Genomic DNA, 26,827 nt, shown 5'->3' on the forward strand with positions numbered 1-26,827 from the left:
AGGCATCGCCTGCGGTCGGTCTCAGATGCCCTGAGCTTCGACCGTGCGGGCGGCTTCGATCAAGCATCGTGTCAGCTCGGGCGAGGAAAATTTTGTCAGAACCGCGTTGGCGCCGGCGGCGTTGGCTTTTTCGGCGTTCATCGCGCTGTCCAGTGAAGTGTGCAGCAGCACGTACAGCTCCTGGAAGTCCGGCGTTTCCCGAAGTGTACGAGTGAGCGCGTAGCCGTCCATTTCCGACATCTCGATGTCGGACACCACCACGTTGATCTGCTGTGCGGTGCCTTGCAGTTCAAGCAGTTGATCAATGGCTTCCCGCGCGCTGCGGGCCGTGTGGCATTCGACGCCCAGATTGCGCAGAGTGATCACCGATTGCTGCAGCGCCACCTGACTGTCATCGACCACCAGAATGCGTGCCTTGGCGAGCACTTCGGCATCTTCAGGGCGCAGCTCCGCGGGCTCTGCAACAACTCGCGGCGGGGCGATACCGTGAATCACCTTCTCGATGTCCAGCACCTGAACCAGCGTCCCGTCCACCTGTGTCACGCCGGTGATGAATGACTTGTGGCCGGAGCCAAACGGAGGCGGACGAATGTCGGTGGTCAGGCAGTGAACGATCTTGCTGACGGCCTGCACGTGCAGCCCCTGCTTGGAGCGGCTGACATCGGTGACGATCAGGCAGCCGCCATCCGGGTCCACCAACGGGCGCTCGCCAATGGCACGACTCAGGTCGATCACTGACAGCGGATTGCCGCGCAAGGTGGCGACGCCTTTGACGTGTGGATGGGATTCCGGCAGACGCGTGAGGGGAGGGCAGGGAATGATTTCACTGACTTTTAGCAGGTTGATCGCCATCAGCTTTCCGCTGCGTAACGTGAACAGCAGAAGCGAGAGTGAATCCGCACGGACGTTCTTGGACATATAAACCTTCTGTGATGCGTTGCCTGGCCGCATGGAATCGGCCAACAGCTTTCGATGACGGTTTATCGACCCGCTGAAGGCAGGCTTTAACCCTTTCGGTTTTTCCCAACCGTGTGGCCCGTCCGAATTGCAGTCAATTTGACTTCGCTCAGGTCACTTTGACCTACGGTTTTCTCGAGTCATATTGACTGTGCGTTGGCCAAGCCCTTGAATTCGGGCCTTGGAGTCGCTGGCACGATTCCTGAACTACCGAGGTAACGCATCCTCATCACCTCTCGGGAGTTCTTTATGTTGTCCGCATCGGATCGTGCCATCGTCAAGTCAACAGTGCCACTGCTGGAAAGCGGCGGAGAAGCGCTGATTACCCATTTCTACAAAATGCTGCTCGATCGATACCCACAAGTCCGTCCTCTGTTCAATCAGGCACATCAGGCCAGCGGTGATCAGCCTCGCGCACTGGCGAACGGGGTGTTGATGTACGCGCGGCATATCGATCAGCTTGATCAACTGGGCGATCTGGTCGCCAAAATCATAAACAAGCACGTGGCCCTTCAGATTCTGCCCGAGCACTACCCTCTTGTCGGGGAATGCCTGCTCGAGTCCATCCGCCAAGTGCTGGGGGCCGAGATTGCCACTGACGAGGTGATTACGGCGTGGGGCAACGCCTACGGACAGCTGGCCGACATTTTGATCGGCGCAGAAAAAACCATCTACGACGAAAAGGCCCAGGCAGTGGGCGGCTGGCGTGGCGCGCGGGAATTCAAGGTCGTCGCCAAGACACGGGAGAGCTCAGAAATCACCTCGTTCTACTTCGCCCCTGCAGACGGCCAGCCGATTTTGCAGTTCACTGCCGGCCAGTACATCGGCCTGCAGTTGCAGGTGGAGGGCGAAGAAATCCGCCGCAACTACTCGTTGTCGGCGCTGGCCGGCAATAACCAGTACCGCATCAGCGTCAAGCGCGAACCGGACGGTCTCGCTTCCAACTACCTGCACGATCACCTGCAGATTGGCGACAGCATCAATCTGTATCCGCCATCGGGGGAGTTCACGCTGACCGACAGCGACAAACCGCTGGTGCTCATCAGCGGGGGTGTCGGCATCACCCCAACCCTGACGATGCTTGAGGCAGCGTTGCCGACCCAGCGGCCGATTTACTTCATCCACTGCGCACGCAACGGCTCGGTCCATGCATTTCGCGACTGGATCGAGAGCCTGGCGAGCAAGCATCCTCAGCTCAAGCGTTTCTATTGCTATGCCGAAGATGACGGCGTCAGCCCGGCGGCTCATGGGACGGGTCTGCTCGATCAGACACGCCTGGAACAGTGGCTGCCGGAGAATCGCGACGTCGATGCGTACTTCCTGGGGCCGAAAGGCTTCATGGCGGCGATCAAGCGTCAACTGAAAGCGGCCGGGGTGCCCGAGGCACAGGCGCGTTATGAATTCTTCGGTCCTGCGTCAGCGTTGGAATAATCGCTGCGACAATTAGACGCATCCTACATATATATAGAAGGGCCCAACGCGGCGATCCGTGTATGCGACAAAAAGCCGCACTCTTCTATATATAGGCAGGAAACAGGAGCGCTCACACTAGCGTTTGAATTGGAATGTTAACGCTCGGCTAATGCAGCCGTGTTCACCATTGCGCGGGATACGACGGTGGACCGGAAGGCGGTTACGTTCGGTCGCGAATGGCACTGCGTGAACGGGCTGTCTCGACGGTGATAGAATCGCCGCCTTTGCGGGGCGTCCGGGCCGCAACACTCCACATCCGTCGATCCGGATGACTCCAATTCAAAGGACATGTGAATGACTGAAGAGATGTTGTACCTGCGGCGTGAAAAGCAGCTTCTGGTGTTGCTGGGCATCATCTGCCTGGCGTTGATCGGCGGCGCCTTGTACATGCAGGTGGTGCTGGGCGAGGCGCCTTGCCCGCTGTGCATCCTGCAGCGGTATGCGCTGTTGTTCATCGCGGTATTCGCGTTCATTGGCGCAGCAATGCCGGGCCGTCTGAGCCTGACCATCTGCGAAGCGCTGGTGGTGTTGAGCGCAGTGGGCGGGCTGGTTACGGCCGGGCGCCATGTGTACATCCAGACCCACCCGACCGAGAGCTGCGGCATCGATGTGCTGCACCCGATTGTCGACGGTCTGCCCCTGGCGTCTCTATTTCCGCTAGGCTTTCAGGTAGGCGGTTTCTGCGAGACGCCATATCCGCCAGTTCTCGGTCTGTCTCTGGCGCAATGGGCACTCGTGGCATTTGTACTGACCGTTGTGCTGGTGCCGGTGGGAATCATTCGTAACCGGATGAAAGCACGCTGATTACAAAGCGTTGCGTAACAAAGTCCCGGAAATCCTTCAACAGAACCGGGGCTTTGCGCAGTTTCAGGGTGCGACATAACACCGCATTTTTACGGATCGTGAAATTAACTGTTGCGCAGAAACTTATAGTCAATAAAACTTTACGTATCTACAATCGCCCCCAATTCACGCCCCCCCTCATTTGCGGGACGGTGTAAATCGAGGTTATGGAGCGTCTTTTCGCTCTAGTAGACGCGGTTCGAATGGCCTCCCGAGTCACGTTCTGAATGTCTGCGCCAAGGGATAGGGTCCGCATTAGCGGGTGCCACCATTCGAATAAGAAACCAAAGCTCAACCCGGATTTGTTGTGAGGCCCCATGCTTCCTGACAGGCCCCTTTTCAATCCAAGCATTTGCCAGCACCTGGCAGGGTGAAGTGTTGGCGGTCGAAACCCAACTGCGATGCGAAAGCTGCTTTTAGAGGTCGTGAGATGAGTAAAAAAAGGTACCCCAGGTTTTTTGGCTTCTTGGCCCTTTTCAGCATGCTCCTGCTCAGCGGGTGCGATTACACCCTGCTGGATCCCAAAGGCCATGTGGGCGTTCAAGAGCGTGACCTGATCATCACTGCTACCTTGCTGATGCTGCTGGTGGTGGTGCCGGTCATTTTCATGACCATCATCTTCGCCTGGAAGTATCGCGCTACCAACAAGAGCGCGACGTACACGCCTGACTGGGCGCATTCGACCCGGATTGAGCTGGTGGTCTGGCTGGTTCCATTGGCCATCATCATTGTGCTCGGCTATGTGACCTACAAGTCGACCCACGCGCTGGATCCTTACCGTCCGCTCGAGTCCGACGTCAAGCCGGTGACCATTGAAGTGGTCGCACTGGACTGGAAATGGCTGTTCATCTATCCGGAACAGGGCATCGCCACCGTCAACAAGATCGTGTTCCCGGCCAATACGCCGATCAATTTCCGCATCACTTCCGATTCGGTCATGAACTCGTTCTTTATCCCTGCGCTGGGCGGCCAGATCTACGCGATGGCCGGCATGCAGACCAAGCTGCACCTGATCGCCAATGAAAACGGCGAGTTCGATGGGATCTCCGCCAACTACAGTGGCGCAGGCTTCACCGGCATGAAATTCAAGGCGACTGCCACCTCACAGGCTGATTTCGACGCTTGGGTTGCCGACGTCAAGAATTCACCTAAAACACTGGCAACGGCCGAATACGCCGCGCTGGCCAAGCCTAGCGAACGTAACCCCGTTGAACTCTACTCCTCGGTCACTCCGAACCTGTTCCAGATCATCATCGACAAGTATGAAGGTATGAAGCCGGGCAAGATTGTCCACGAGAAGAAAGAAGTAGCAGGTACGGAAGGGATGGACATGGGTAAGCATTCAGCTGCGCAGGCAGAGGAGTAAACGATGTTTGGTAAATTAAGTCTGGACGCGATTCCGTTCCACGAGCCGATAGTCATGATCACGGTCGCCATGATCGCGATCGGTGGTGCGGCGTTGCTGGGTCTGATCACGTACTTCAAGAAGTGGACTTACCTCTACACCGAGTGGCTGACGTCTGTCGACCACAAGAAAATCGGTGTCATGTACATCATCATTGCAATGGTCATGCTGCTGCGCGGCTTTGCCGACGCAGTGCTGATGCGTTCGCAATTGGCCATGGCCACTGAAGGCTCACCCGGCTACTTGCCGCCTGAGCACTATGACCAGATCTTCACCGCTCACGGCGTGATCATGATCATCTTCATGGCGATGCCGTTCTTCACCGGCCTGATGAACATCGTCGTGCCTCTGCAGATTGGCGCTCGCGACGTTGCCTTCCCGTTCCTGAACTCCTTGAGCCTCTATCTGCTGATCTCCGGCGTGATTCTGGTCAACGTGTCTCTGGGCGTCGGCGAGTTCGCACGTACCGGTTGGGTTGCCTATCCACCGCTGTCGGAACTGGGCTATAGCCCGGGCGTGGGTGTGGATTACTACATCTGGGCACTGCAGCTGTCAGGACTGGGGACAACGTTAACCGGGGTCAACTTCCTGGTCACCGTGCTGAAGATGCGTACCCCTGGCATGAAACTGATGGACATGCCGATCTTCACCTGGACCTGCACCTGGGCCAACGTCCTGATCGTGGCTTCGTTCCCGATCCTGACAGGCACCCTGGCGTTCCTGACCCTTGACCGTTACCTGGACTTCCACATCTTCACGAACGAATTGGGTGGTAACCCGATGATGTACGTGAACCTGTTCTGGGCGTGGGGTCACCCTGAGGTTTACATCCTGATTCTGCCGGCGTTCGGGGTCTTCTCCGAAGTCATCTCGACCTTCACCGGCAAGCGTCTGTTCGGCCACCACTCGATGATCTACGCCTCCGGTGCGATCTCGATCCTCGGCTTTATGGTCTGGCTGCACCACTTCTTCACCATGGGTTCGGGTGCAAGCGTCAACGCCTTCTTCGGTCTGGCGACGATGCTGATTTCCATCCCGACGGGTGTGAAGCTGTTCAACTGGCTGTTCACGATCTACCAGGGACGTCTGCGCTTCACCGCGCCAGTCTTGTGGACCCTGGGCTTCATGGTCACCTTCTCCATCGGTGGTATGACCGGCGTACTGCTGGCTATCCCGGGTGCTGACTTCGTTCTGCACAACAGCCTGTTCGTGATCGCGCACTTCCATAACGTGATCATCGGTGGTGCTGTGTTCGGTTACATCGCCGGCTTCGCGTTCTGGTTCCCTAAAGCGTTCGGCTTCAAGCTGAACGAGAAGTGGGGCAAGGCAGCGTTCTGGTTCTGGATATCGGGTTTCTACGTCGCCTTCATGCCGCTGTACGCATTGGGCTTCATGGGCATGACCCGTCGTCTGAACACCACTGACAACCCGGACTGGACGCCATACCTGCACGTCGCGTTCGTCGGTGCGTTGCTGATCGCTGTCGGTATCGCCTGCCAGCTGATCCAGATCTTCGTGAGTATCCGTGACCGCGAGCAGAACCGCGATCTGACCGGTGACCCATGGAATGGCCACACCCTGGAATGGTCCACCTCGTCGCCACCGCCTTTCTACAACTTTGCAGAAATGCCGAAAGCCAACGAGATCGACCCGTGGTATGCCGCCAAGCGTGATGGCGAGGCCTACAAGGTTCCGGCCAAGTACTCCGACATCCACATGCCGAACAACACGGCAACGGGCATGGTGATGGGCCTCCTGCTGACCGTCTTCGGTTTCGCGATGATCTGGCACATCTTCTGGCTGGCCGCTGTCAGCCTGATCGGCACGATCGTTTACTTCGTGATTCACGCGGCACGTGACGATCAGGGCTACATGGTTCCTGCATCCGAGGTGGCACGTATCGAAGGCGAGCAACACGCGATCCTGGCTCGTGTTCGCAATGGTCAGACAAACTCTCCTGTCAACAAGCTGGAGCAGGCATAAACAATGTCGAACTTAGTATTTGATGGTGCGAAGGGTCACGACCACGGTCATGACCACGAGCACGACCATGGTCACCATGACGCCGGCGAGATGAAGATCTACGGCTTCTGGATCTACCTGATGACCGACTGCATTCTGTTTGCGTCGATCTTCGCCATTTACGCGGTACTGGTTAACAACGTAGCGGGTGGTCCTGCGGGCCACGACATCTTCGAACTGCCTTACGTGCTTGGCGAAACCGCCTGCCTGTTGCTCAGCTCGATCACCTACGGCTTCGCCATGCTGGCGATGCACAAGGGCAACAAGTCGGGCGTTCTGGGTTGGTTGTTCGTGACCTTCCTGTTCGGCCTGGGCTTCATCGGCATGGAGATCAACGAGTTCCACCTGCTGATCTCCGAAGGTTACGGTCCTAACCGCAGCGGTTTCCTGTCGGCGTTCTTCACGCTGGTCGGCACCCACGGTCTTCACGTGACCAGCGGCCTGATCTGGATGGCGATCATGATGTATCAGGTCTCCAAGCACGGTCTGACCGGGACCAACCAGACTCGCCTGAGCATGCTCAGCCTGTTCTGGCACTTCCTGGACGTTGTCTGGATTTGCGTGTTCACCGTTGTCTATCTGATGGGGACCATTTAAATGGCGAATTCACATCACTCAAATGACGCTGCCAGCCATGAACCTGCCGCCCACGGCAGCTTCAAGTCGTACATGGTCGGTTTCGTACTGTCGATCATCCTGACCGCGGTTCCTTTCGGTCTGGTGATGTTCCCGACGATCTCGAAAGTGGCCACGCTGTGGGTCGTTCTGATCTTCGCAGTCGTGCAGGTTTTGGTTCACCTGGTGTACTTCCTGCACCTTGACCGCTCGGCGGCACAGCGCAACAACGTCATCGCGTTTGCCTTCGCTGGCCTTGTGATCGTGCTGCTGGTTGGTTTGAGCACCTGGATCATGTTCAGCATCCACACCGCCATGATGGCGAAGTGAGGAAAACCTGATGTCACTGAAGCACTTTATCCAAATCACCAAACCGGGGATCATTTTCGGTAACGTGCTTTCGGTGGCAGGTGGCTTTTTTCTGGCGTCCAAGGGACATGTCGACATCGGCCTGTTCCTGGCAGCCGTGATCGGGACTTCGCTGGTGGTGGCTTCTGGTTGCGTTTTCAACAACTGCATCGATCGCGATATCGATGTGAAGATGGAACGCACCAAGAATCGGGTGCTGGTGCAGGGGTTGGTGTCACTGAAACTGGCACTGATCTACGCTACCGTGCTGGGCGTTGTCGGCGTTGGCCTGCTGTACACCAAGGCCAACGCACTGGCGGCGCTGTTTGCCGTGATCGGCTTCGTGATCTACGTCGGCTTTTACAGCCTGTACCTGAAGCGCAGGTCGGTTCATGGCACCTTGGTAGGCAGCCTGTCAGGCGCGATGCCGCCGGTGATTGGTTACGTCGCGGTCAGCAACACGTTTGACCTTGCGGCGCTGACCTTGCTGGTGATGTTCAGCCTGTGGCAGATGCCTCACTCGTACGCCATCGCGATTTTCCGCTTCAACGACTATCGGGCTGCGTCGATTCCGGTCCTGCCGGTCAAGCGTGGTATCCGGGTCGCCAAGCGGCATATCCTGATCTACATTTTGGCTTTCCTGCTGGCGACCTTGATGCTGACGTTCGGCGGTTACGCCGGGCTCAATTATCTGGCCGTTGCGGCGGCGATGGGCATGTACTGGTTGTACATGGCCTGGACCGGCTACAAAGCCAAAGACGACACTGTTTGGGCACGCAAGCTGTTCGTGTTCTCCATCTTCACGATCACTGCCTTGAGCGTGGCCATGTCGCTGGATTTTCAGGTAACTAAGGAACTGTTGGTCACATACGCAGCGCCTTAGTCGACTGAATGAAACGAAGAAAACCCGGTTGCTCGTGAGAGAAACCGGTTTTTTTTTCGAGCTGAATAAAGTCTTTGGGTTAGCTTGCCGGCCCTTTCGCAGCGACCTCCTCGGCGTCCTTGGCTGGCCCGAGCACGATGGCCAGATGGCGCAAGTCTTCGATCTCCACGCTGACGCTTTTCCCGGAAGGGCTGGCGACCAGTTTGCCCAGGGCAAATACGGTGAAGAAGCGCACCTCATCCGCATGGCTCAGCAGCTCGCTGAGGTAGCGGCTGGAGCGGTAGGCCTGCATCTGCGCGGGCGACACGTACAAGGTCACCAACTTGCCTTGCAAGCGATCGAAGAACTTGAATTTGAAGCCCGTCCCATAGCGCTCGACCAGACCGCCGCCATACAGCACCCGACGCTCGTCATTGAGCTGAGCGAATTTGATATGGCGAAAATAGGCGCGCAATGACACCTCGCCCTGACCCGGAATGCGCAAGGTGAGCAGAGCCAGTTCTTCCTTGGTCAACGAGGCCTGGGCCTGACGAAAGCTGTCGACCAGACGCTCCAGATTGCTGGTGCGATTCTGCTTGTCCTGTTTGGCCTTCAACGCGTCAGCTGGGAGCGTGGCGTCTTCGGCCTTCTCGGTCGGCTCGGCGTCAGGCTTGTCTGTCGGCGACGTGGATTTTACGCGTTCCTTCGGGGTGGGATCGAAGACGTCGATGTAGTCATCCAGCTTGCGCTTGAGCTTGCGCAACTCGCTTTCAGCTTCGGTTTCGTTTTCCTGCGCAACCGGCGTCTTGACGGCTTCATCCACCCACTCGCAATCGGCGTGATGTTCGTAGTTGGGGTTGGCCCGGTAGTGCGCGGCGACGAAGGTCGGATGCTCCTGGGGCTTCACGTCATAGCGAACCCCGGTGATCTTGACGCCCAGCGCGCGACACGGTTCGGACGAGCACAGGAAACTGAAGCGCGCCCGAGGTGGCTCTTGAGAAAAATACTCGCGTCGCGCCGCCACGATGGAAAGCTCTTGCTGCAGCTCGATGCAAAACGCGCGAGTAATGGTTCTGTTGGTTTTCATGGATACGGCGGGGTCCTGTGCCGAAGTCTTGCGGGCGTGCTGCGCGTTGTCACTCTGTGGGCATCGCCAGCCATTCGCCAACCACTTTCTTGTAGGCGCCGGTGGCTTTGGTGAGATGCAGCCATTGATCAACGTACGCCTTCCAGGCCACGTCATCCCGCGGCAGCAGGTAGGCCTTTTCGCCGTACTGCATATAATTCGACGGATTGACCGTGCACAAGCCGGGGATGCGTTTCTGCTGGTACAGCGCTTCGGACGCGTCGGTGATCATCACGTCGGCTTGCTTGTCGAGCAACTGCTGGAAAATGGTTTTGTTGTCGTGGAAGGCCAGACTGGCCTTGGGCAGGTAGGCATGGGCGAAGGCTTCGTTGGTGCCACCTTGAGGCTCGATCAGTCGAACGCCGGGCTGATTGATCTGCTCAAGCGTCTGGTACTTCGATTCATCTTCGCAACGTACCAATGGCACCTTGCCGTCGATGTCCAGCGTGCTGCTGAACGCCGCCTTCTTCTGCCGCTCCAGGGTGACCGAGATACCGCCGACGGCCATGTCGCATTTGCCGGCCGTGAAGTCGGGCATCAGGGTTTTCCAGGTGGTCGGGACCCACTCGATCTTCACACCGAGGCTCTGAGCCAGCGACTGCGCCAGCTCGATGTCGATGCCTTCGTACTGGCCGTCTGGCTTGAGAAAGGTGTACGGCTTGTAGTCCCCGGTCGTGCAAACGGCCAGTTGGCCCTTCTGCATGACGGTGTCCAGGTGCGACGGCGTCTCAGCGGCTTGAGCCTGTGCGATGCTGACCATGCTCAACAGCAAACCGGCGGTGATGCGTGTGTTCATCGAGTCGATCCCTCTGCGTCAAATGCCTGTCTGCCGTTATAGAGGCGGTCGCCGCAGATGGGAAGCGTTATCCCGCAGAGGAGGGCGGGACGTCTTTCGCCCGCTTGGCTGCCTGGCGGGCGGGGCGCGTTTTCGCGCGACGATGCCGATACAGCGCGACAGCTGCGCCCACCACAACCACGCCGATGAAGATCGGCATTTTATAAGGCTTCAGGTTGCCGAGCATGTTCTCCAGGAAACCGCCCGCCCAATAGCCGGCGGCCAGAAACAGGCTCGCCCAGACTGCCGCGCCGATCAGGTTGATCACCGCAAAACGGATAGGCGACAAGCGACTTGCGCCGATGACCAAAGGCCCGATCAAACGCATGCCGTAGAGAAAGCGCACCGAGAAAATGGACGCCGTGGGGTAGCGCCGAGGATCAGGATGGTTTCCCCTTCCAGCAGGCAGCCGATGAACACGGCCCAGTAACCGTAGTTTGAAAGCAGATAGTTGAAGTCGATGTGTTCGAACATGGAAGGCCGGTGGTTTTCGGTGAATGGATGCCTGCTGAAAAGTCCAGCAGTGTGCGCCTTGGGGGACACATTGCACGCCGTTCGACCGAAGCCGGTCGTCATCGGTTCGGTCGCTTTGAGTCGAATCTTCCGGCGCCGCACCGTCAGGGAAAGGTCTGTGGGTCGCTCAGGCAGTGGATCAGGTGATCGTAGACAAGTCGTACCCTGCTCGGCACCGGCCCTGACTGCGTCCGGTACACGGATAGGTCCATGGGCGGCGGCGCCACTGTCGGCAACACCTCGACCAGACGCCCGTCACGAAGATGCGCCTCGGCCAGGTAATGGGGCATCTGCGCAAATGTGACACCCGCCAGCACGAATTCCAGCTCAGTCTCCGGGTCATCACAACTAAAGGCGGGGGAGGGCGGCAAGTAGCTTTGGCCTTCGGACAGAAACCACGGCCAGGGTCGTCCGTTGTTACGGTCAATCAACGTCGACAGCGGCAGTGCTTTCAAGTCTTCGAGTGTGGCCGGCATCCCGACTGCGGCAATCAGTGCCGGCGCTGCCACGATCTTCAACGGCACATGCGCCACCGCCCGCGCGACGTAGCGCCGGTCCCGGACCGTGCCGATGCGAATGCCGATGTCGATCCTCGAGGCGACGGCGTCGGTGAGCTGGTCGTCCAGGCTTAACTCGATCCGCAGGCCGGGATGTTGCTGCATCAATGGCTGGAGAAAACCGGCCAGATAGAGCTTCCCGATCGAGTGCGGCGCTGTAATGCCCACGCGGCCCACCACATCCGCCGCTGGATTTTTCGTGTGGGCGGCGAACAAGCGATCAAATTGGTCGAGGGTATCACGCGCCTGTCGCGCAACCTCTGCGCCGTACGCCGTGACATGGGCCTGTCGTGTGCTGCGATGAAACAACGGCTCGGCGAAGGTTCGCTCGAGCTCTTTGATGGCACGCGTAACCTTTTGTGGCGAGGTACCGAGGCGAGTCGCGGCTTCCCGAAACGTAGGCGCGTCAACGGCCACCAGAAAGATACGCAGCATTTCCATTCGGTTAAGCATGTCAGGCCACTCGTATTCCAGAAAGTGGAATTCTCAAAACCGAACTCTTCCATTTTGTGGCAGGAATATCCAGCGCAAACTCGCTCCCATCAACTTCCCATGCGTCAGGAGAACTGCAATGAGCAATGGCATTCAAGGCAAAGTCGTCGTCATCACCGGCGCAAGCAGCGGACTCGGCGAAGCCACCGCGCGGCATCTGGCAAAACTGGGCGCCAAGGTCGTCCTCGGCGCGCGCCGTCAGGAGCGCATGGACGTCATCGTCCGCGACATCAAGGCCAACGGCGGTGAAGCATCGGCCTACACCGTTGACGTCACTCGCCGAGACGACCTGTCAGCACTCGTTGAAAACGCCATTCGCGACTTCGGCCGCATCGACGTCATGATCAATAACGCCGGGCTCATGGCCATCGCGCCGATCGCGGAATTGCGCGTCGACGAATGGGACCGCATGATCGACATCAACGTCAAAGGCGTGCTCTACGGAATCGCCGCCGCACTGCCGAAGTTCGAAGCGCAGGGCTCCGGGCACTTCATCAACATCTCGTCGGTGGCCGGCATCAAAGTCTTCAGCCCGGGCGGCTCCGTCTACAGCGGCACCAAGTACGCCGTCCGCGCGATCTCCGACGGCCTGCGCCACGAAGTCGGCGGCAAGATCCGCACCACCACCATCGAACCCGGTGCCGTGGATTCCGAGTTGAAACTGGGCAGCGGCCATCAGCCGAGCGCGGATGTGGTCAAAGAGTTCTACAAGCAGGCGATCCCCGCCGAGTCCGTCGCCCGCGCAATTGCCTACGCGATTGAGCAGCCGGGGGATGTGGACATCAACGAGATCGTGCTGCGGCCGACTTCGCAGGACTTTTGATTGGGAGGGTATTGCGGCTGGGGTGGATAGGTCGTGATACCGCGGCGAATGCTAAAGCCAGTCCCATTAAGTGCACGCGTTGCTTTAGTGGGACCGGCTTCAGCCGGGACGAGGCCGGTTTAATCGCAAGCAGATTGCGACATGTCACATATCATCCGCCCGGCTAAATCCGGCCTTGCTAAGCGCAAGAGTCAGCGCCTTACTGCAAATCAACCGTCAGCGACGGCGCCCCGAAACTCACCAGTTGCGCGTTGGACTGGCTCAAATATCCGCTCCAGAAACTCTCCAGCTTCTGCACCGTATTGCCCGACCGATAACCATTCTTGGCAGTCCCGGGCACCAGACCTGCACCCAATACATACACCTTGGCACCGCCCAGGTCGGCAAACAGTTTCTTCTGCTCGACCTTCTTCAGCTCGGCAGCCGGGTCAATGGCGCGGATCTGGTTGCTGGCGTAGAAGCTTCCGAAGTCGCTGTTCTCCAGCATGTCCGAAACCAACAACACCACCTTCTCTCGCGCAGGCCGTGGGGCGATGTCTTCGCCTATCTGCTTGAGACTGAAAAAGATCTCGCTCTTGGCGATGTCCTCGCCCGGCTTCGCAAAACTTTCCACCAGTTTCTGGCCAAGCGTTTTGCGGAAGAAATCGACTTGTTTGGTCAGGCAGCTGTCCAGCTGACGCAAACTGTTCATGCCGATATCGTCGCGTTTCTTCTCGTCCAGCTTGTCTTCAAGTTGCCCGGTATACATCAGCTTCATGTAATTGCCGGGCAAGTAGGCCGAAAACTGGTACAGCCGAACGCTGTCACCCGGTTTGACGTAACGCAGCGCGTGACTGTAAGTCGAGTCCTTCAGGTCCTTTGGCAACTGAACCGTCTGGTCGACGATGATAGTCAACTCGCGTCCTGAGGAAGCGGGCCGGTATTCGGACAGTTTTGCAAACTCATAGCAACTGGGCAGGTCATTGCGCTCAGCCGCGTGCAATAACGGCGTGTCCAGTAACAGGAAACTGCTTGCCAGCAAGGCGCGCCCGATCATCTCACTGCTCCTGACGGGTTTGGGTGGCTTTTGCGGCCATCCGTTGCAGTTTCTGGACTTTCTTCAACTGCTCGACAGTCACCTGGTACTTGCCAGCGAGGAATGCCAGTTCGTCGTCGTCGAAGTCATTCAGATCGTCAAAGTTGTCCGGGTCAAGTGCGACTGCAGACTTCAGTGCAACTGGGGTCGCTTCTGGAATCGCGGTGGGCGTTGCCATCGCCAACTCGGCCGTCGCTGGTTGAGTAACCGCCGGCTTTGCCCTCGCACGCTCGTACGCCTGGTCTGTGCTCAGCTGCTCGCGGCGCAGACGGTCTTGCTCCAGACGGCTGTCGTCGCTCTTGCGGAAACCCTCATGGCGCTTGGTCACATAAGTATCGAAGTTGCGATGGCCAAACCCTTTGAGCAAATGCTCTCGCTCATGGCCCGAGGTGGTAATACGATTGGCAAGCCGACTTTGTAATGCCGTCAGTTTGGCCTGCGCATCCCGGGCGACCCGTTCGCGAAGATTCTGATAGTGAGCCGCAAACTCTTCGGCATTATTGAACCCACGCGTGTATTGCCACGCTTGTCCCGACTGTTTCCCCGCGAAGGAGAACCGATTGGATAGCACGATGCCCACGCCCTGAATGCCCAGGAAAATCACCGAGAGAATAATGTAAGTCGTCAGCGACGCAGCACGGATGGCTTCCATTTTGTCGTGAGCCGAGGTCTGATCGGCACTCTGATTTTCCTGCGCGCTTTCGGCCGGCAACTCGAATGGTGAGTCCGGCAGTTTGTTGTTGCCCGACTGAGTCTGGCTGAAGGCATCCGGGTTGCTGACCAAATCAACTTCCATGGATTTGAGGCTGTAGTTACGGATGACAAAGGCACCAATCGCAATCGCCAGCACATAAATCAGGCAGACCGTTGTCCAGGTGTATTTAGGCGTGACGCGCGCGTTGTGGTCAGTGCGGTTAAGCACTTTCAGATAGTTGGGTTCGTCGTCGTCGCGGTAGGTATTGTCGATATCAACTTTGGTGTCCGCCTCCAGATCTCGCGGCGTGCGCGACTGTTCATACCAGGTGCGAATTTTGGTAATCAGGCTGCTGTGATGCATCTCGCGGCCTGCCATCTCGGTGAAAAATACAGCAGCGACAGAGAGCAGAAAGGCCGTGAACCACGCCAGCATGCCAGCGACATTGGCGGATATGTTCTGCACCATAAACGGCGCGAGGACATAGGCAAAACCAACGGCCTCAAAGAAGATCAGCCCGATGATCAGCATCCACATGAGGAAGCCTTTCTCTCGTCGGCCGGTCTCGTGAACCTTGTTCAGGTAATCACGGCACTTGTCATAGAAGTCCGGGCTTTTGTTCAGCTCATGGTAATAAGAGTAATAGTCGGCGCAAAGGCGCGTTTCACTGTCCATCCAGCCATCCGCATTAGTGATGGGTGGCTTGCTGCTCCAGCGACTGATTCGACCTACGAGCGGCAGCGCATACGCTACGTTCATATAGAAGTAACTGACCTTCGACCACCAGATCTTGATGGCAACCAAGAGCACCATCGTGCTCAGGATCAAACCCACTGCCACGCGGTGCAGTACAAGAAAAGCAGTCAGGGCGTCCATTGAAAACTGTTCCATGTTGTTCCTCGAGCGTTACGTACTTCAGGTGCGAATAGGGACGAATTTTGCGACGTAGCTCTCGCCGGTTTTGTCATAGAACAATTTGCCGTCTACGGCCTTGCCACCATTCTTATCCAGAACTATGTCCATGCAGTTCACCGGCGCCTGGTCGTCGTCGATGAATACGCGATAGAGCACGGTGTCCTGTCCTTCGAAGGTGTTGGCAACAGCGGCGAGTGTGGTCGCCTTGCTTTTCTTGTTCTGGTCGTAGCCTTTAACCAGTTGGATACGGGGCTGCTTGGCAATCTCTGCGTTGTTGCGCAGCACGGCGATTGGCGTGATGGTCACCAGGTTGCCGTTGACGTTGTTGGCCCAGACTCTGCCGTTGTAACCGGGCAAGTAATCGGTGGTCTCGTGCTCGGCCAGTTCTTGCCCGCTCGCAAGGTTCTTCACCGCGCCGGCAACCCGTGGGCGGTCCGCTTCACAGCTCGCGACCGGCACGCTTGCATTGGCTTTGCTGATCAGCGTGAAGCCCGTGGACTCCATCGGTTTGACCAAGCGGGCCAACTGATTGGTATCAGCGCTGGCGGGGCTTCCGCCGAAATCGACGAAGTTCGAGGGAGACGCGGCAACCGGTTGCTCGACAGATTTTGTCGGCGCCTTAGCTTGAGGTGCAGACGCAGCGACTTTAGCTTTGGACGTGGATTGGTTGCGAGTGCCATGGGCCAGGTAGCGCGGGTTGCTGCGCTCCTGTTTGACGCGTTGTTCCAGCAGCGCCGTGGACTCCAGCTGGACGATTTCGACCCGCCGATTCTGGGCGCGCCCTTCGGCAGTGGTGTTATCGGCGAGGGGGCGAGCAGCGCCTACACCTTGGAAGTACAGACTCTGAGCTGAAATACCGGCCTCGGCCAGGACTTTACCTACGCTGCGCGCACGACGGTCGGAAAGTTGCTGGTTGAAATCAGCCGAGCCGGTCGCGTCGGTATGCCCGACCACCAGAACCGCTTGCGGCTGGGCGCTGGACTGACCTTGTGCCGGCTTGAACGCATTGGCGAGCTTGCGCACCTGGCGCAGGCCATCGGCCGTCAATTGGTCGCTACCTGTGGGGAACATGCCCTGGTCTTCGACCTGAGCGACGATGCCTGCATCGGCCATCACTGCGGGCTTGCCATTCTGCGCGGGGGCCTGCGCTTGCAGCGTGTCGATCTGCATCTTCAGGTGTTCTTCCTGCGCGATCCGCTGCAGTTCCTGCTGACGGTTCTGCCAGACATGGCCCACCGCGCAACCCGCTGCACCGCCAACCACGCCGCCTGCCACGGCTTTACCCGCATTGCCCGTAGCCGCGTAGATCAAGCCCGCGCCGAGCAATGCCCCGCCTGCGCACCCTATCGCCGTGCCGTAATCACGGCCTGCCTGATCGAACGTGGCGCAACTGCTCAGCGTCACTGCCAGTGCCAGCACTGTCAGCTTGCCGGGATGAAAAGACTTCAATGCGTACGCTCCTTGTGAGACTGCGAAGACGCACGGACACAAATGACCCGGCCCAATCGCCCGTCTTCGTCCGTGATGAAAAGCCTTCAATGGATCCGATTTTTCAGGTGTGGGATTTCACCACAGCGGGGCAGGGGATTCAATGTCAAAGGGCCATTCCCGTTTGGTTTCGGGAATTCTTGCTGAGGGATCAGCCGAGGCTGGCGATGTGCTGAGGACGCGGGTGATTGATGCGGATGCTCATACGTTCAATAAACTCCGCCCACAAAAAAACCGGCTCAAATCTGGCCGGTTTTTTTGTGCTTCAAGTCACGTAACCACTTGAAGGTGTTGCTGTTTGGTGCCCCGAGGGAGAATCGAACTCCCACTTCTTTCGAAAACGGATTTTGAATCCGCCGCGTCTACCAATTCCGCCATCAGGGCTCAATGGCGGCGAAGTATAGAGATGAGCCTACCGTTGGTCAATCATGTTTCATGGTCAATTTTCACTTATTCGGCTAAACTTCCCGGCCCTGCTAGACGAACCCCATCATGCGTGTCGCTGACTTTACCTTCGAGCTCCCGGATTCATTGATCGCTCGCCATCCTTTGGCGGAGCGACGCAGCAGCCGTTTGCTGACCCTCGACGGGCCAAGCGGCGCGCTGGCACACCGCCAATTCACTGATTTGCTGGAGCATTTGCGCCCTGGCGATCTGATGGTTTTCAACAACACCCGGGTGATTCCGGCGCGGCTGTTCGGGCAAAAAGCCTCGGGCGGCAAGCTGGAAATCCTCGTTGAGCGCGTTCTCGATCAGCACCGTGTGCTGGCCCATGTGCGCTCCAGCAAGTCGCCCAAGCCGGGTTCGACAATTCTCATCGATGGCGGTGGCGAGGCCGAAATGGTCGCGCGCCATGATGCGTTGTTCGAACTGTGCTTTGCCGAGCCGGTGCTGCCGCTGCTCGAGCGCGTCGGGCACATGCCATTGCCTCCTTATATAGACCGCCCGGACGACGATGCCGATCGCGAGCGCTATCAGACCGTGTACGCCCAGCGCGCCGGTGCGGTGGCGGCGCCGACGGCAGGTCTGCATTTCGACCGGACCATGATGGCCGCGATTGCCGAGAAGGGCGTCGAGACCGCATTCGTGACGCTGCACGTCGGCGCGGGTACGTTTCAGCCGGTGCGCGTTGAGCGCATTGAAGATCACCACATGCACAACGAGTGGCTCGAAGTCACTCAGGAAGTGGTCGATGCCGTGGCGGCGTGTCGCGCACGCGGTGGTCGGGTGATCGCCGTGGGCACGACCAGCGTGCGTTCGCTGGAAAGTGCCGCACGCGATGGCGTGCTCAAGCCCTTCAGTGGTGACACCGATATCTTTATTTACCCGGGCCGACCTTTTCATGTGGTCGACGCGCTGGTCACCAACTTCCACTTGCCGGAATCGACGCTCTTGATGCTGGTTTCGGCATTCGCCGGTTATCCCGAAACCATGGCGGCCTATGCGGCTGCGGTGGCGCACGGTTACCGCTTCTTCAGTTACGGGGATGCCATGTTCATCACCCGCAATCCCGCGCCGACCGCTCCCGGGGAATCCACCCCGACGGACTCGGCCCCAGAGGATCAAGCATGAGTCGCACCTGTCGTATGTCTTTCGAGCTGCTGGCCACCGATGGCAAAGCGCGTCGCGGTCGTTTGACCTTTCCTCGCGGCGTTGTCGAAACGCCTGCGTTCATGCCGGTCGGCACCTACGGCACGGTCAAGGGCATGCTGCCTCGGGACATTGAGGCCACTGGCGCTCAGATGATCCTCGGCAACACCTTTCACCTGTGGCTGCGTCCGGGCACTGAAGTCATCAAAGGCCACGGCGACCTTCATGATTTCATGCAGTGGAAAGGCCCGATTCTGACCGATTCGGGCGGTTTCCAGGTGTTCAGCCTGGGCGCGATGCGCAAGATCAAAGAGGAGGGCGTGACCTTCGCCTCTCCGGTCGACGGCGCAAAAGTGTTCATGGGGCCTGAAGAATCGATGCAGGTTCAGCGCGACCTCGGTTCCGACGTCGTGATGATCTTTGACGAATGCACGCCGTACCCGGCCGACGAAGAGGTTGCGCGCACCTCCATGGAGTTGTCGCTGCGCTGGGCCAAGCGCTCCAAGATCGCCCATGGCGAAAACACGGCGGCGCTGTTTGGCATCGTTCAGGGCGGCATGCACGAGAACCTGCGCATGCGCTCCCTCGAAGGCCTGAACGAACTCGACTTCGACGGCCTGGCGATCGGCGGCCTTTCGGTGGGCGAACCCAAGGACGAGATGATCAAGGTGCTGGACTACCTGCCGGGCCGTATGCCGGCTGACAAACCTCGTTACCTTATGGGTGTAGGCAAGCCCGAGGACCTGGTTGAAGGTGTCCGCCGCGGCGTCGACATGTTCGACTGCGTGATGCCTACGCGCAATGCGCGCAACGGTCATCTGTTCATCGACACCGGTGTGCTGAAAATCCGTAATGCGTTTCATCGTTACGATGAGTCGCCGCTGGATCCGACCTGCGATTGCTACACCTGCAAAAACTTCTCCCGCGCCTATCTGCATCACCTGGACAAGTGCGGCGAAATGCTGGGTAGCATGCTCAATACGATCCACAATTTGCGCCATTATCAGCTGCTTATGGCTGGTTTGCGCGAGGCTATTCAACAGGGTACATTGGCCGCCTTTGTCGACACGTTCTATGCCAAACGCGGGCTTGCTACGCCGCTGTTGGACTGAGCGACATCCGGTCTTTCGCTTCCTATTATTAAAATATGCAACTGGAGTGTTAAATGAGCTTTTTCATCTCTTCCGCTTTCGCGGATGCGGCTGCCCCTGCCGCTGCAGGCCCTATGGGCGGCGGCTTCGAGTGGATTTTCCTGGTCGGCTTTCTGGTCATCTTCTACCTGATGATCTGGCGTCCACAGGCCAAGCGCGCCAAAGAGCAAAAGAACTTGCTGGGCAACTTGCAGAAGGGTGACGAAGTCGTCACTACCGGCGGTATCGCAGGCAAGATCAATAAAGTGACTGATGACTTCGTTGTTATCGAAGTCTCCGACACCGTAGAGCTGAAGATCCAGAAGGGCGCAATCGCTGCCACCCTGCCCAAGGGCACTCTGAAAGCCATCTGATTCCAGTCTTTTACCAATCGACGGGGCGCGCAAGGCGCCCCGCGTTATAAGCAGGCGGCGTGATGTTGAACAAATACCCTCTGTGGAAATACATCCTGATCCTGGCAGTGCTGGTGATCGGTTTTATTTATTCCGCACCCAATCTCTACCCTGATGACCCGGCTATTCAAGTCACCGGCGCAAGCACTGCGCTGCAGGTCAATCAGGCTGATCTGGATCGCGTAAGCAAGGCGCTTACCGATGCTGGCATCGCGGTCAAGGGCGCGTCTCTGGCCGAGAACGGCAAGGGCGGTTTGTTGCGTCTGACCAAACAGGAAGACCAGCTGCCAGCCAAAGATGTCGCACGCAAGGCGCTGGGCGACGATTACGTCGTCGCGCTCAACCTGGCTCAGACCACGCCGAAATGGCTGCGCAGCATTGGCGCTACGCCGATGAAGCTGGGTCTCGACCTGTCCGGTGGCGTGCACTTCCTGCTCGAAGTCGACATGGACAAGGCGCTGAGTGCGCGTCTGAATGTCTACGAAGGCGAAGTGAAGAGCTTGCTGCGCAAGGAAAAAGTGCGCTATCGCAGCCTGCCCCAGGACAACGGCGCCATCCAGCTGGGCTTCAGCGATGCTGATACCCGCGAACAGGCCCGTGCGCTGATCCGCAAGGACTACACCGATTTCGATATCACCACGAGTGATCGCGGCGAAATGCCGATCCTGCGCCTGGCCATGACGCCAGCCAAGATCGCTGAAATCCGCGAATACTCGATCAAGCAAAACCTGACCACCGTGCGTAACCGGGTCAACGAGCTGGGTGTTGCCGAGCCGCTGGTTCAGCGTCAGGGTGCCAACCGCATCGTGGTTGAGCTGCCAGGTGTTCAGGACACCGCCGAAGCCAAGCGTATTCTCGGCAAGACGGCCAACCTTGAGTTCCGTCTGGGCGCAGGTCCCGATGACAACAAAGCCACCACCGAGATGTTCGAGTTCCGCGAGGGCGGTCGTCCTGCGGCGCCGGTCGAGCGTGGTCTGATCATCACCGGTGACCAGGTGACCGACGCCAAGGCCGGCTTTGACGAGCACGGCCGTCCTCAGGTGAACATCAAGCTGGACGGCCATGGTGGTGATCTGATGAGCCGCGCCACCCGCGCGAACGTCGGTCGCAGCATGGCGGTGATCTTCATCGAGCAGAAGCCGACCACCACCTACACCAAGCAGATGGTCAACGGCGTCGAAAAAGACGTGCCGGTCCAGACGTTCAAGGAAGAGAAGAAGATCATCAGCCTGGCGACCATTCAGTCGCCGCTGGGTGCTCAATTCCGCATCACCGGCCTGAACGGCGCGGGTGAGTCTTCCGAGCTGGCGCTGTTGCTGCGTGCCGGTGGTCTGGCTGCTCCGATGTACTTCGCTGAAGAGCGCACCATTGGCCCGAGCCTGGGTGCCGACAACATCACCAAGGGTATCGATGCATCCCTGTGGGGCATGCTGTTCGTCTCGCTGTTCATCCTCGCCATCTACCGTTTCTTCGGTCTGATCGCGACGGTGGCGCTGGCCTTCAACATGGTCATGCTGCTGGCACTGATGTCGCTGCTGGGTGCAACGCTGACCCTGCCGGGCATCGCCGGTATCGTCTTGACGATGGGTATGGCGGTCGATGCGAACGTGCTGATCTTCTCGCGGATTCGTGAAGAGATTGCCAACGGCATGACGGTCCAGCGTGCAATCAATGAGGGCTTCGACCGCGCGTATACCGCGATCCTCGACGCCAACCTGACGACGCTGCTGGTCGGCGGCATCCTCTTCGCGATGGGCACAGGCCCGGTGAAGGGGTTTGCGGTCACCATGTCCCTCGGGATCTTTACCTCGATGTTCACAGCCATCATGGTGACCCGCGCAATGGTCAACCTGATCTTTGGCGGTCGTGACTTCAAGAAGTTGTGGATTTAAGGGGCTGCCATGAAACGTACGATCAACTTCATGGGCGTTCGCAACATTGCGTTCGCCATTACCATGCTCCTTACCGTTCTGGCGTTGTTCAGCTGGTTCTATAAAGGGCTGAACTTCGGTCTGGATTTCACTGGCGGCACGCTGATCGAGCTGACCTACGAGCGTCCGGCCGATCTGCACAAAGTGCGCGAAGAGCTGGTTGCGTCGGGTTACACCGAAGCGGTTGTGCAAAGCTTTGGTGCGACGACTGATCTGCTCGTTCGCATGCCGGGTGAAGACCCGCAGCTGGGCACACAGGTTGCCGACGCGCTGCGCAAGACAGGTGCCGATAATCCGGTGACCGTCAAGCGCGTCGAGTTCGTCGGTCCGCAAGTGGGTGAAGAGCTTCGCGACCAGGGCGGCCTCGGCATGCTGCTGGCGCTGGGCGGCGTTCTCATTTACCTGGCCTTCCGCTTCCAGTGGAAGTTCGCAGTGGGTGCCATCGTCTCGCTGATACACGACGTGGTGGTGACGATGGGTATCCTGTCGTTCTTCCAGGTGACCTTCGATCTGACTGTACTGGCTGCAGTGCTGGCGATCATCGGTTACTCGCTCAACGACACCATCGTGGTATTCGACCGGGTTCGCGAGAACTTCCGTCTGCTGCGCAAGGCTTCGCTGATCGAGAACATCAACATCTCCACCACGCAGACGCTGCTGCGGACCATGGCCACCTCGATCTCCACCTTGCTGGCGATCGTCGCGCTGTGGATCTTCGGCGGCGATAGCCTGCACGGGTTCTCGGTGGCGCTGTTCATCGGGGTGCTGGCGGGTACGTACTCGTCGATCTACATCGCCAACGTGGTGCTGATCTGGCTGAACCTGCGTAGCGAAGACTTGCTGCCACCGGTCACCGTCGACAAGGTGGATGACCGTCCGTAACCGATACTGGTAACCGGCCATCACCTAAAAAGGCGCGAGTGTGAACTCGCGCCTTTTTTTATGCTCCAAGGCTGGGAGTAGCGCGAGCAATCGCGCTGAATATCGTCAGGAGGTTCACGTGAACAAGTCGTTGCTTATTGGTGCAGTATTGGGTGCTGTCGGTGTAACCGCCGGTGGTGCTTTGGCCACCTATAGCCTCGTAAAACAAAGCGGCCCAGAGTACGCAGACGTACTTGCCGTCGAGCCTGTGAAAGAACAAATCAAAACCCCGCGCCAAGTCTGCAAGGACGTTGCCGTCACTCACCGCGCCCCGGTGAAGGACGAGCATCAGATCGTGGGGAGTGTCATCGGTGCCGTAGCGGGTGGCCTGCTCGGCAACCAGGTGGGTGGCGGTAATGGTAAGAAGATCGCCACGGTCGCCGGTGCGGTGGGTGGTGGTTACGCCGGTAACAAGGTTCAGGAAGGCATGCAGAACCGCGACACCTACACAACCACCGAGTCGCGCTGCAACACTGTCAACGACATCAGCGACAAGGTGGTTGGCTACAACGTGAAGTACAAGCTCAACGACAAAGTCGGGCAGGTGCGTATGGATCGTGATCCAGGCAGCCAGATCCCTGTTAACAAGGACGGTCAGCTGGAGTTGAGCCAGGCCGGCCAGTAAGCCCTGATTCAACGCTCAAAAAAACGCCCCTCATGCAGGGGTGTTTTTTTGCCTGGAATAAACGCACTGAAGACGCCGAGGTTCCTTCGCACCCACAGCCATACTTATTAAGTCTCGTGTGGGTAGTAACTATATATTTTTAATCAAAATTCCCGGCCGGTAAGCTCGTTCGGTGGTAGGGGACTCCTACAGTCGCCATTCCACCTGAATAACTCTAATAAAAACGAGCTGGACCCAACGGGATATAACAATGCACAAAAGCCCAATGTCTCTAGGACTCACGTCTGCTGCCCTCGGACTGAGCCTTGCTTTACCCGGTTTCGCCGAAGCTGACTTTTTTGAAGACAGCAAAGCGGATCTGGAATTTCGAAACTTCTATTTCAACAGCGATTACCACCAGGACGGCGCGCCTCAGTCCAAGCGCGACGAGTGGGCGCAAGGTCTGATCCTCAACTATGAGTCGGGATTTACCGATGGCACGGTAGGGTTCGGCGTGGATGCCATTGGCCTCTTCGGTTTGAAACTGGACTCCGGACCTGACCGCCGCAACAGTGGACTTCTGCCGGTCGGTGACGACAAGGCGCCCGACGATTACGGCCGATCAGGCGTGACCGCAAAAGCGCGGATGGCCAAAAGCGTGCTGCGCGTGGGCACCTTGTTGCCCAAGCTGCCGACCGTCCTGCCCAACGACGGACGCCTGCTGCCGCAGACCTTTCGTGGCGCCCAGCTGACCTCAAAAGACGTGTCCGACATGACGCTCAATGTGGGGCGGCTGACCAGCAATACCGAGCGCAACGACAGTGGCCATGAAGACATCGAGGCCGAGGCCAAGGGTATCAAGGGCGGTCGTCCCAGCGACAAGTTCGACTTCGCCAGCGCCAGCTACAACTGGAGCAAAGGCCTCACCACGTCCTATAACTATGGCGGTCTGGAAAACAACTACAAGCAGCACATCGTGACGCTGCTGCACAGCGTCCCGCTTGGTGAGTCGCAGTCGCTCAAGAGCGATCTTCGATACGCCCGTTCGCTCAAGGACGGCAATACGAACATCGACAACACAGCCGTTGGCGCGAAGTTCACCTACAGCGTCGGTGGTCATGGCTTCGGCGTTGCGTACCAGCGCATGAACGGCGAGACCGGGTTTCCCCACCTGGCCGGAACCGACTCGTTTCTCGTCAACTACGTCATGATTTCCCCGGACTTTGCCAACCCCGAAGAGCGTTCCTGGCAGGCGCGATACGACTATGACTTTGCAGCGGTCGGACTGCCCGGCCTGAGCTTCATGAGTCGCTACCTCAAAGGCGACAACTTTGCCCGCGGCGCCAGAGAAGGCACCGAGTGGGAGCGCAACACCGACATCGCCTATGTATTCCAGAGCGGTGCGTTGAAGAACCTCGAACTGAAGTGGCGCAACGGCAGCTACCGCAGTAATGGCGGCAACGACATCGACCAGAACCGCGTCATCGTCAGCTACACGCTGCCGCTGCTATAGCCGCTGCGCATCCTCCGCACTCATCACGACAACGCACCCTCGGCAACTGCCGCACTGGAGCCTGAAATGCCCACAACAAAAACCCTTCTTCATCTGGCCGTCGCCTGCGTATTGAGCACCAGTTATGGCGCGTACGCAGCCAACACCGCCGAGGTGTCCTGCAAAACCACCGAGGAATGTGCCGCTCAGGCCGCGAAAATCGGGGCGACCGTTGAAAAATCGAAAGCCCGAGGCAGCAACACCGACAGCCAGTTTTCATGGCTGAACAGGATTAACAAGGCGTCGATCGTGATGCTCACTGAAGAAGGCATCGTCAAGCCCGAGATGGGTCAGAAGATCGCTACGGGTGTGCGCTTCGCCATCGATCAGGCGGACCAGCCCAATGGCAAGCGGCCCACCGATGTGTTGCAGCTTGAAGCAATCATGACCGACAAGATCGGGCCCGAGGCCTCGCTTATCCACTCCGGCCGCAGTCGCCAGGACATGCTGGCCACTTATCGTCTGGCGAAGTTGCGCTCCGATGTGCTGGCGTACAGCGAAGCGCTGAATGCCACGCGCAAGCGCTTGTTGGATCTCGCCGACAAGAATATCGACACGCTGATTCCGGCCTATACCAACGGCGTTCAGGCCATGCCGATCACCTACGCGCATTACCTGCTGGCGTACGAAGCGGCGTTTGATCGTGACGGACAGCGCATTCGCGAGTTGTACCAGCGCTTGAATCAAAGTCCGATGGGCACGGCAGTACTGGCGAACTCAGCCTACCCGCTTAACCGCGAGCGGCTCGCCGAACTATTGGGCTTCGACGGCGTGCGGGAGAACTCACTGGATTCGAGTCAGGTGTCGACGTACGACATCCCGATCGAGGCTGTGGGCATCGCGTCCTCGTCGGCCATCCGGGTAGGCGCACTGATTGGCGATATCCACACGCATTACCACCAGATTCGTCCGTGGTTGCTACTGGATGAGGAAAAGACCTACACCAGCAGTGCGATGCCGCAGAAGCGCAATCCGGGGTTGCTCATGCGTGCCCGTGAATCGGCGTCGGACGTCGTGGGACTGGCGCAGACGGTCACGCTGCGGGCCCATAACGTTACTACCGGCATGACCGACTATAAATTCGCTTTCGATTCCCTGGGCGTGTTCGATTCGACCAAGGAGATGTTTGGGGCAATGGACGCAGTGATCGATGCGCTGCAGGTCAATCCCCAGCGAGCGCGGGAAGAGCTGGAGAATGAGTGGACGACCTCCATGGAGCTGGCCGACACGCTGGAACGCACGCAGAAGGTTCCCTTTCGGATCGGCCATAGTTTCGCGTCGTTGATCGTCGAACAGGCCCGCAGTGAAGGGCTTACTCCGAAGACCTTCCCCTACGCCGATGCACAGAAGCTCTACACCCAGGCGGCGGACAAGTATCAGTGGAAGCAAAACACCTTGCCGCTGGATGAGGCAACGTTCCGCGCTTCACTCTCGCCGGAGAACATGGTGAAGACACGAAAGGGCACTGGCGGTCCGCAGCCGGAGGAGGTCAAGCGCATGCTGGCTGAAGCGCACAAAACCCTCGATGGGGACCAGGCATGGTTGCGTGAGCGCCGCGAAAAGCTGACCCAGGCCGAAGGAAACCTGGATCGAGCGTTCGAGAAGTTGCTTTCATCCAAGGGGTGAATGGTGAAGGGGCGTAT

Annotated in this window: 23 protein-coding genes, 1 tRNA gene and 1 pseudogene; 16 read left to right on the forward strand and 9 right to left on the reverse strand. The window is 58.3% G+C overall.

The window, feature by feature from the left end; genetic code table 11:
- Positions 1–21: 21 nt before the first annotated feature.
- Positions 22–918, reverse strand: a complete 897-nt coding sequence (locus FX982_RS12080; protein WP_172610801.1) for a chemotaxis protein CheV — start codon at positions 916–918, stop codon at positions 22–24.
- Between the two features lie 288 nt (positions 919–1,206).
- Here FX982_RS12080 and hmpA point away from each other — a divergent pair, with 288 nt between their 5' ends.
- From hmpA to cyoE, 7 genes are all read left to right on the forward strand, one after another.
- The gene (gene hmpA, locus FX982_RS12085) at positions 1,207–2,388 is read left to right on the forward strand and encodes an NO-inducible flavohemoprotein (RefSeq protein WP_172610802.1); all 1,182 of its coding nucleotides are present in this window, start codon (positions 1,207–1,209) and stop codon (positions 2,386–2,388) included.
- Between the two features lie 336 nt (positions 2,389–2,724).
- Positions 2,725–3,234 (forward strand): disulfide bond formation protein B, encoded by a 510-nt coding sequence (locus FX982_RS12090; RefSeq protein ID WP_172610803.1) that lies wholly within the window; start codon positions 2,725–2,727, stop codon positions 3,232–3,234.
- A 469-nt stretch (positions 3,235–3,703) separates the two neighbouring features.
- Entirely contained in the window at positions 3,704–4,639 is a 936-nt protein-coding gene (cyoA, locus tag FX982_RS12095; protein ID WP_122535002.1) for a ubiquinol oxidase subunit II, read from the forward strand.
- A gap of 3 nt (positions 4,640–4,642) precedes the next feature.
- Entirely contained in the window at positions 4,643–6,661 is a 2,019-nt protein-coding gene (gene cyoB / locus FX982_RS12100) for a cytochrome o ubiquinol oxidase subunit I (protein ID WP_172610804.1), read from the forward strand.
- Positions 6,662–6,664: 3 nt separating this feature from the next.
- A complete protein-coding gene (locus tag FX982_RS12105; RefSeq protein ID WP_074886388.1) occupies positions 6,665–7,297 on the forward strand; it encodes a cytochrome o ubiquinol oxidase subunit III in 633 nt (210 codons plus the stop codon).
- On the forward strand, positions 7,298–7,645 hold the full coding sequence (gene cyoD, locus FX982_RS12110; RefSeq protein WP_122535004.1) for a cytochrome o ubiquinol oxidase subunit IV: 348 nt from the start codon (positions 7,298–7,300) through the stop codon (positions 7,643–7,645).
- Between the two features lie 10 nt (positions 7,646–7,655).
- Complete coding sequence (cyoE, locus tag FX982_RS12115) at positions 7,656–8,546, forward strand: heme o synthase (RefSeq protein WP_122623309.1); 891 nt, start codon at positions 7,656–7,658, stop codon at positions 8,544–8,546.
- A gap of 79 nt (positions 8,547–8,625) precedes the next feature.
- Here cyoE and FX982_RS12120 read toward each other — a convergent pair whose 3' ends face one another.
- From FX982_RS12120 to FX982_RS12135, 4 genes and pseudogenes are all read right to left on the reverse strand, one after another.
- On the reverse strand, positions 8,626–9,612 hold the full coding sequence (locus FX982_RS12120; protein ID WP_172610805.1) for an ATPase: 987 nt from the start codon (positions 9,610–9,612) through the stop codon (positions 8,626–8,628).
- 49 nt (positions 9,613–9,661) lie between these two features.
- The gene (locus FX982_RS12125) at positions 9,662–10,447 is read right to left on the reverse strand and encodes a transporter substrate-binding domain-containing protein (protein WP_172610806.1); all 786 of its coding nucleotides are present in this window, start codon (positions 10,445–10,447) and stop codon (positions 9,662–9,664) included.
- Positions 10,448–10,514: 67 nt separating this feature from the next.
- Positions 10,515–10,960: pseudogene (locus FX982_RS12130) on the reverse strand (DedA family protein).
- Positions 10,961–11,103: 143 nt separating this feature from the next.
- Complete coding sequence (locus tag FX982_RS12135) at positions 11,104–11,991, reverse strand: LysR family transcriptional regulator (protein WP_254074901.1); 888 nt, start codon at positions 11,989–11,991, stop codon at positions 11,104–11,106.
- 136 nt (positions 11,992–12,127) lie between these two features.
- On the opposite strand from FX982_RS12135, the gene FX982_RS12140 reads away from it, so the two are divergent.
- Entirely contained in the window at positions 12,128–12,871 is a 744-nt protein-coding gene (locus tag FX982_RS12140) for an SDR family oxidoreductase (protein ID WP_122535009.1), read from the forward strand.
- A gap of 199 nt (positions 12,872–13,070) precedes the next feature.
- Here the strand turns inward: FX982_RS12140 and FX982_RS12145 are convergent, their stop codons facing one another.
- The 4 genes from FX982_RS12145 to FX982_RS12160 all read right to left on the reverse strand — a co-directional run bounded on the left by FX982_RS12145 (position 13,071) and on the right by FX982_RS12160 (position 17,427).
- A complete protein-coding gene (locus FX982_RS12145; protein ID WP_172610808.1) occupies positions 13,071–13,907 on the reverse strand; it encodes a hypothetical protein in 837 nt (278 codons plus the stop codon).
- A 1-nt stretch (position 13,908) separates the two neighbouring features.
- On the reverse strand, positions 13,909–15,531 hold the full coding sequence (locus FX982_RS12150) for a hypothetical protein (RefSeq protein ID WP_172610809.1): 1,623 nt from the start codon (positions 15,529–15,531) through the stop codon (positions 13,909–13,911).
- A 24-nt stretch (positions 15,532–15,555) separates the two neighbouring features.
- The gene (locus FX982_RS12155; protein WP_172610810.1) at positions 15,556–17,004 is read right to left on the reverse strand and encodes an OmpA family protein; all 1,449 of its coding nucleotides are present in this window, start codon (positions 17,002–17,004) and stop codon (positions 15,556–15,558) included.
- Between the two features lie 338 nt (positions 17,005–17,342).
- Positions 17,343–17,427: transfer RNA gene (locus FX982_RS12160), tRNA-Leu, on the reverse strand.
- Between the two features lie 108 nt (positions 17,428–17,535).
- Here FX982_RS12160 and queA point away from each other — a divergent pair.
- From queA to FX982_RS12200, 8 genes are all read left to right on the forward strand, one after another.
- Positions 17,536–18,615 (forward strand): tRNA preQ1(34) S-adenosylmethionine ribosyltransferase-isomerase QueA, encoded by a 1,080-nt coding sequence (gene queA, locus FX982_RS12165; RefSeq protein ID WP_172610811.1) that lies wholly within the window; start codon positions 17,536–17,538, stop codon positions 18,613–18,615.
- Between the two features lie 14 nt (positions 18,616–18,629).
- On the forward strand, positions 18,630–19,745 hold the full coding sequence (gene tgt, locus FX982_RS12170) for a tRNA guanosine(34) transglycosylase Tgt (protein ID WP_163022061.1): 1,116 nt from the start codon (positions 18,630–18,632) through the stop codon (positions 19,743–19,745).
- A 53-nt stretch (positions 19,746–19,798) separates the two neighbouring features.
- Positions 19,799–20,137, forward strand: coding sequence for a preprotein translocase subunit YajC (yajC, locus tag FX982_RS12175; RefSeq protein ID WP_037012510.1), 339 nt, complete (start codon positions 19,799–19,801; stop codon positions 20,135–20,137).
- A gap of 62 nt (positions 20,138–20,199) precedes the next feature.
- Positions 20,200–22,068: a protein translocase subunit SecD gene (gene secD / locus FX982_RS12180; protein WP_122535015.1), complete on the forward strand. Its 1,869-nt coding sequence runs from the start codon at positions 20,200–20,202 to the stop codon at positions 22,066–22,068.
- Positions 22,069–22,077: 9 nt separating this feature from the next.
- Positions 22,078–22,989, forward strand: coding sequence for a protein translocase subunit SecF (gene secF / locus FX982_RS12185; protein WP_172610812.1), 912 nt, complete (start codon positions 22,078–22,080; stop codon positions 22,987–22,989).
- Positions 22,990–23,107: 118 nt separating this feature from the next.
- A complete protein-coding gene (locus FX982_RS12190) occupies positions 23,108–23,653 on the forward strand; it encodes a glycine zipper 2TM domain-containing protein (RefSeq protein WP_172610813.1) in 546 nt (181 codons plus the stop codon).
- 250 nt (positions 23,654–23,903) lie between these two features.
- The gene (locus tag FX982_RS12195; RefSeq protein WP_172610814.1) at positions 23,904–25,145 is read left to right on the forward strand and encodes an OprD family porin; all 1,242 of its coding nucleotides are present in this window, start codon (positions 23,904–23,906) and stop codon (positions 25,143–25,145) included.
- A gap of 66 nt (positions 25,146–25,211) precedes the next feature.
- On the forward strand, positions 25,212–26,810 hold the full coding sequence (locus FX982_RS12200) for an argininosuccinate lyase (RefSeq protein ID WP_172610815.1): 1,599 nt from the start codon (positions 25,212–25,214) through the stop codon (positions 26,808–26,810).
- The last annotated feature ends 17 nt before the right edge of the window (positions 26,811–26,827 follow it).

The organism is Pseudomonas graminis (assembly GCF_013201545.1).
Classification (GTDB): Bacteria; Pseudomonadota; Gammaproteobacteria; order Pseudomonadales; family Pseudomonadaceae; genus Aquipseudomonas.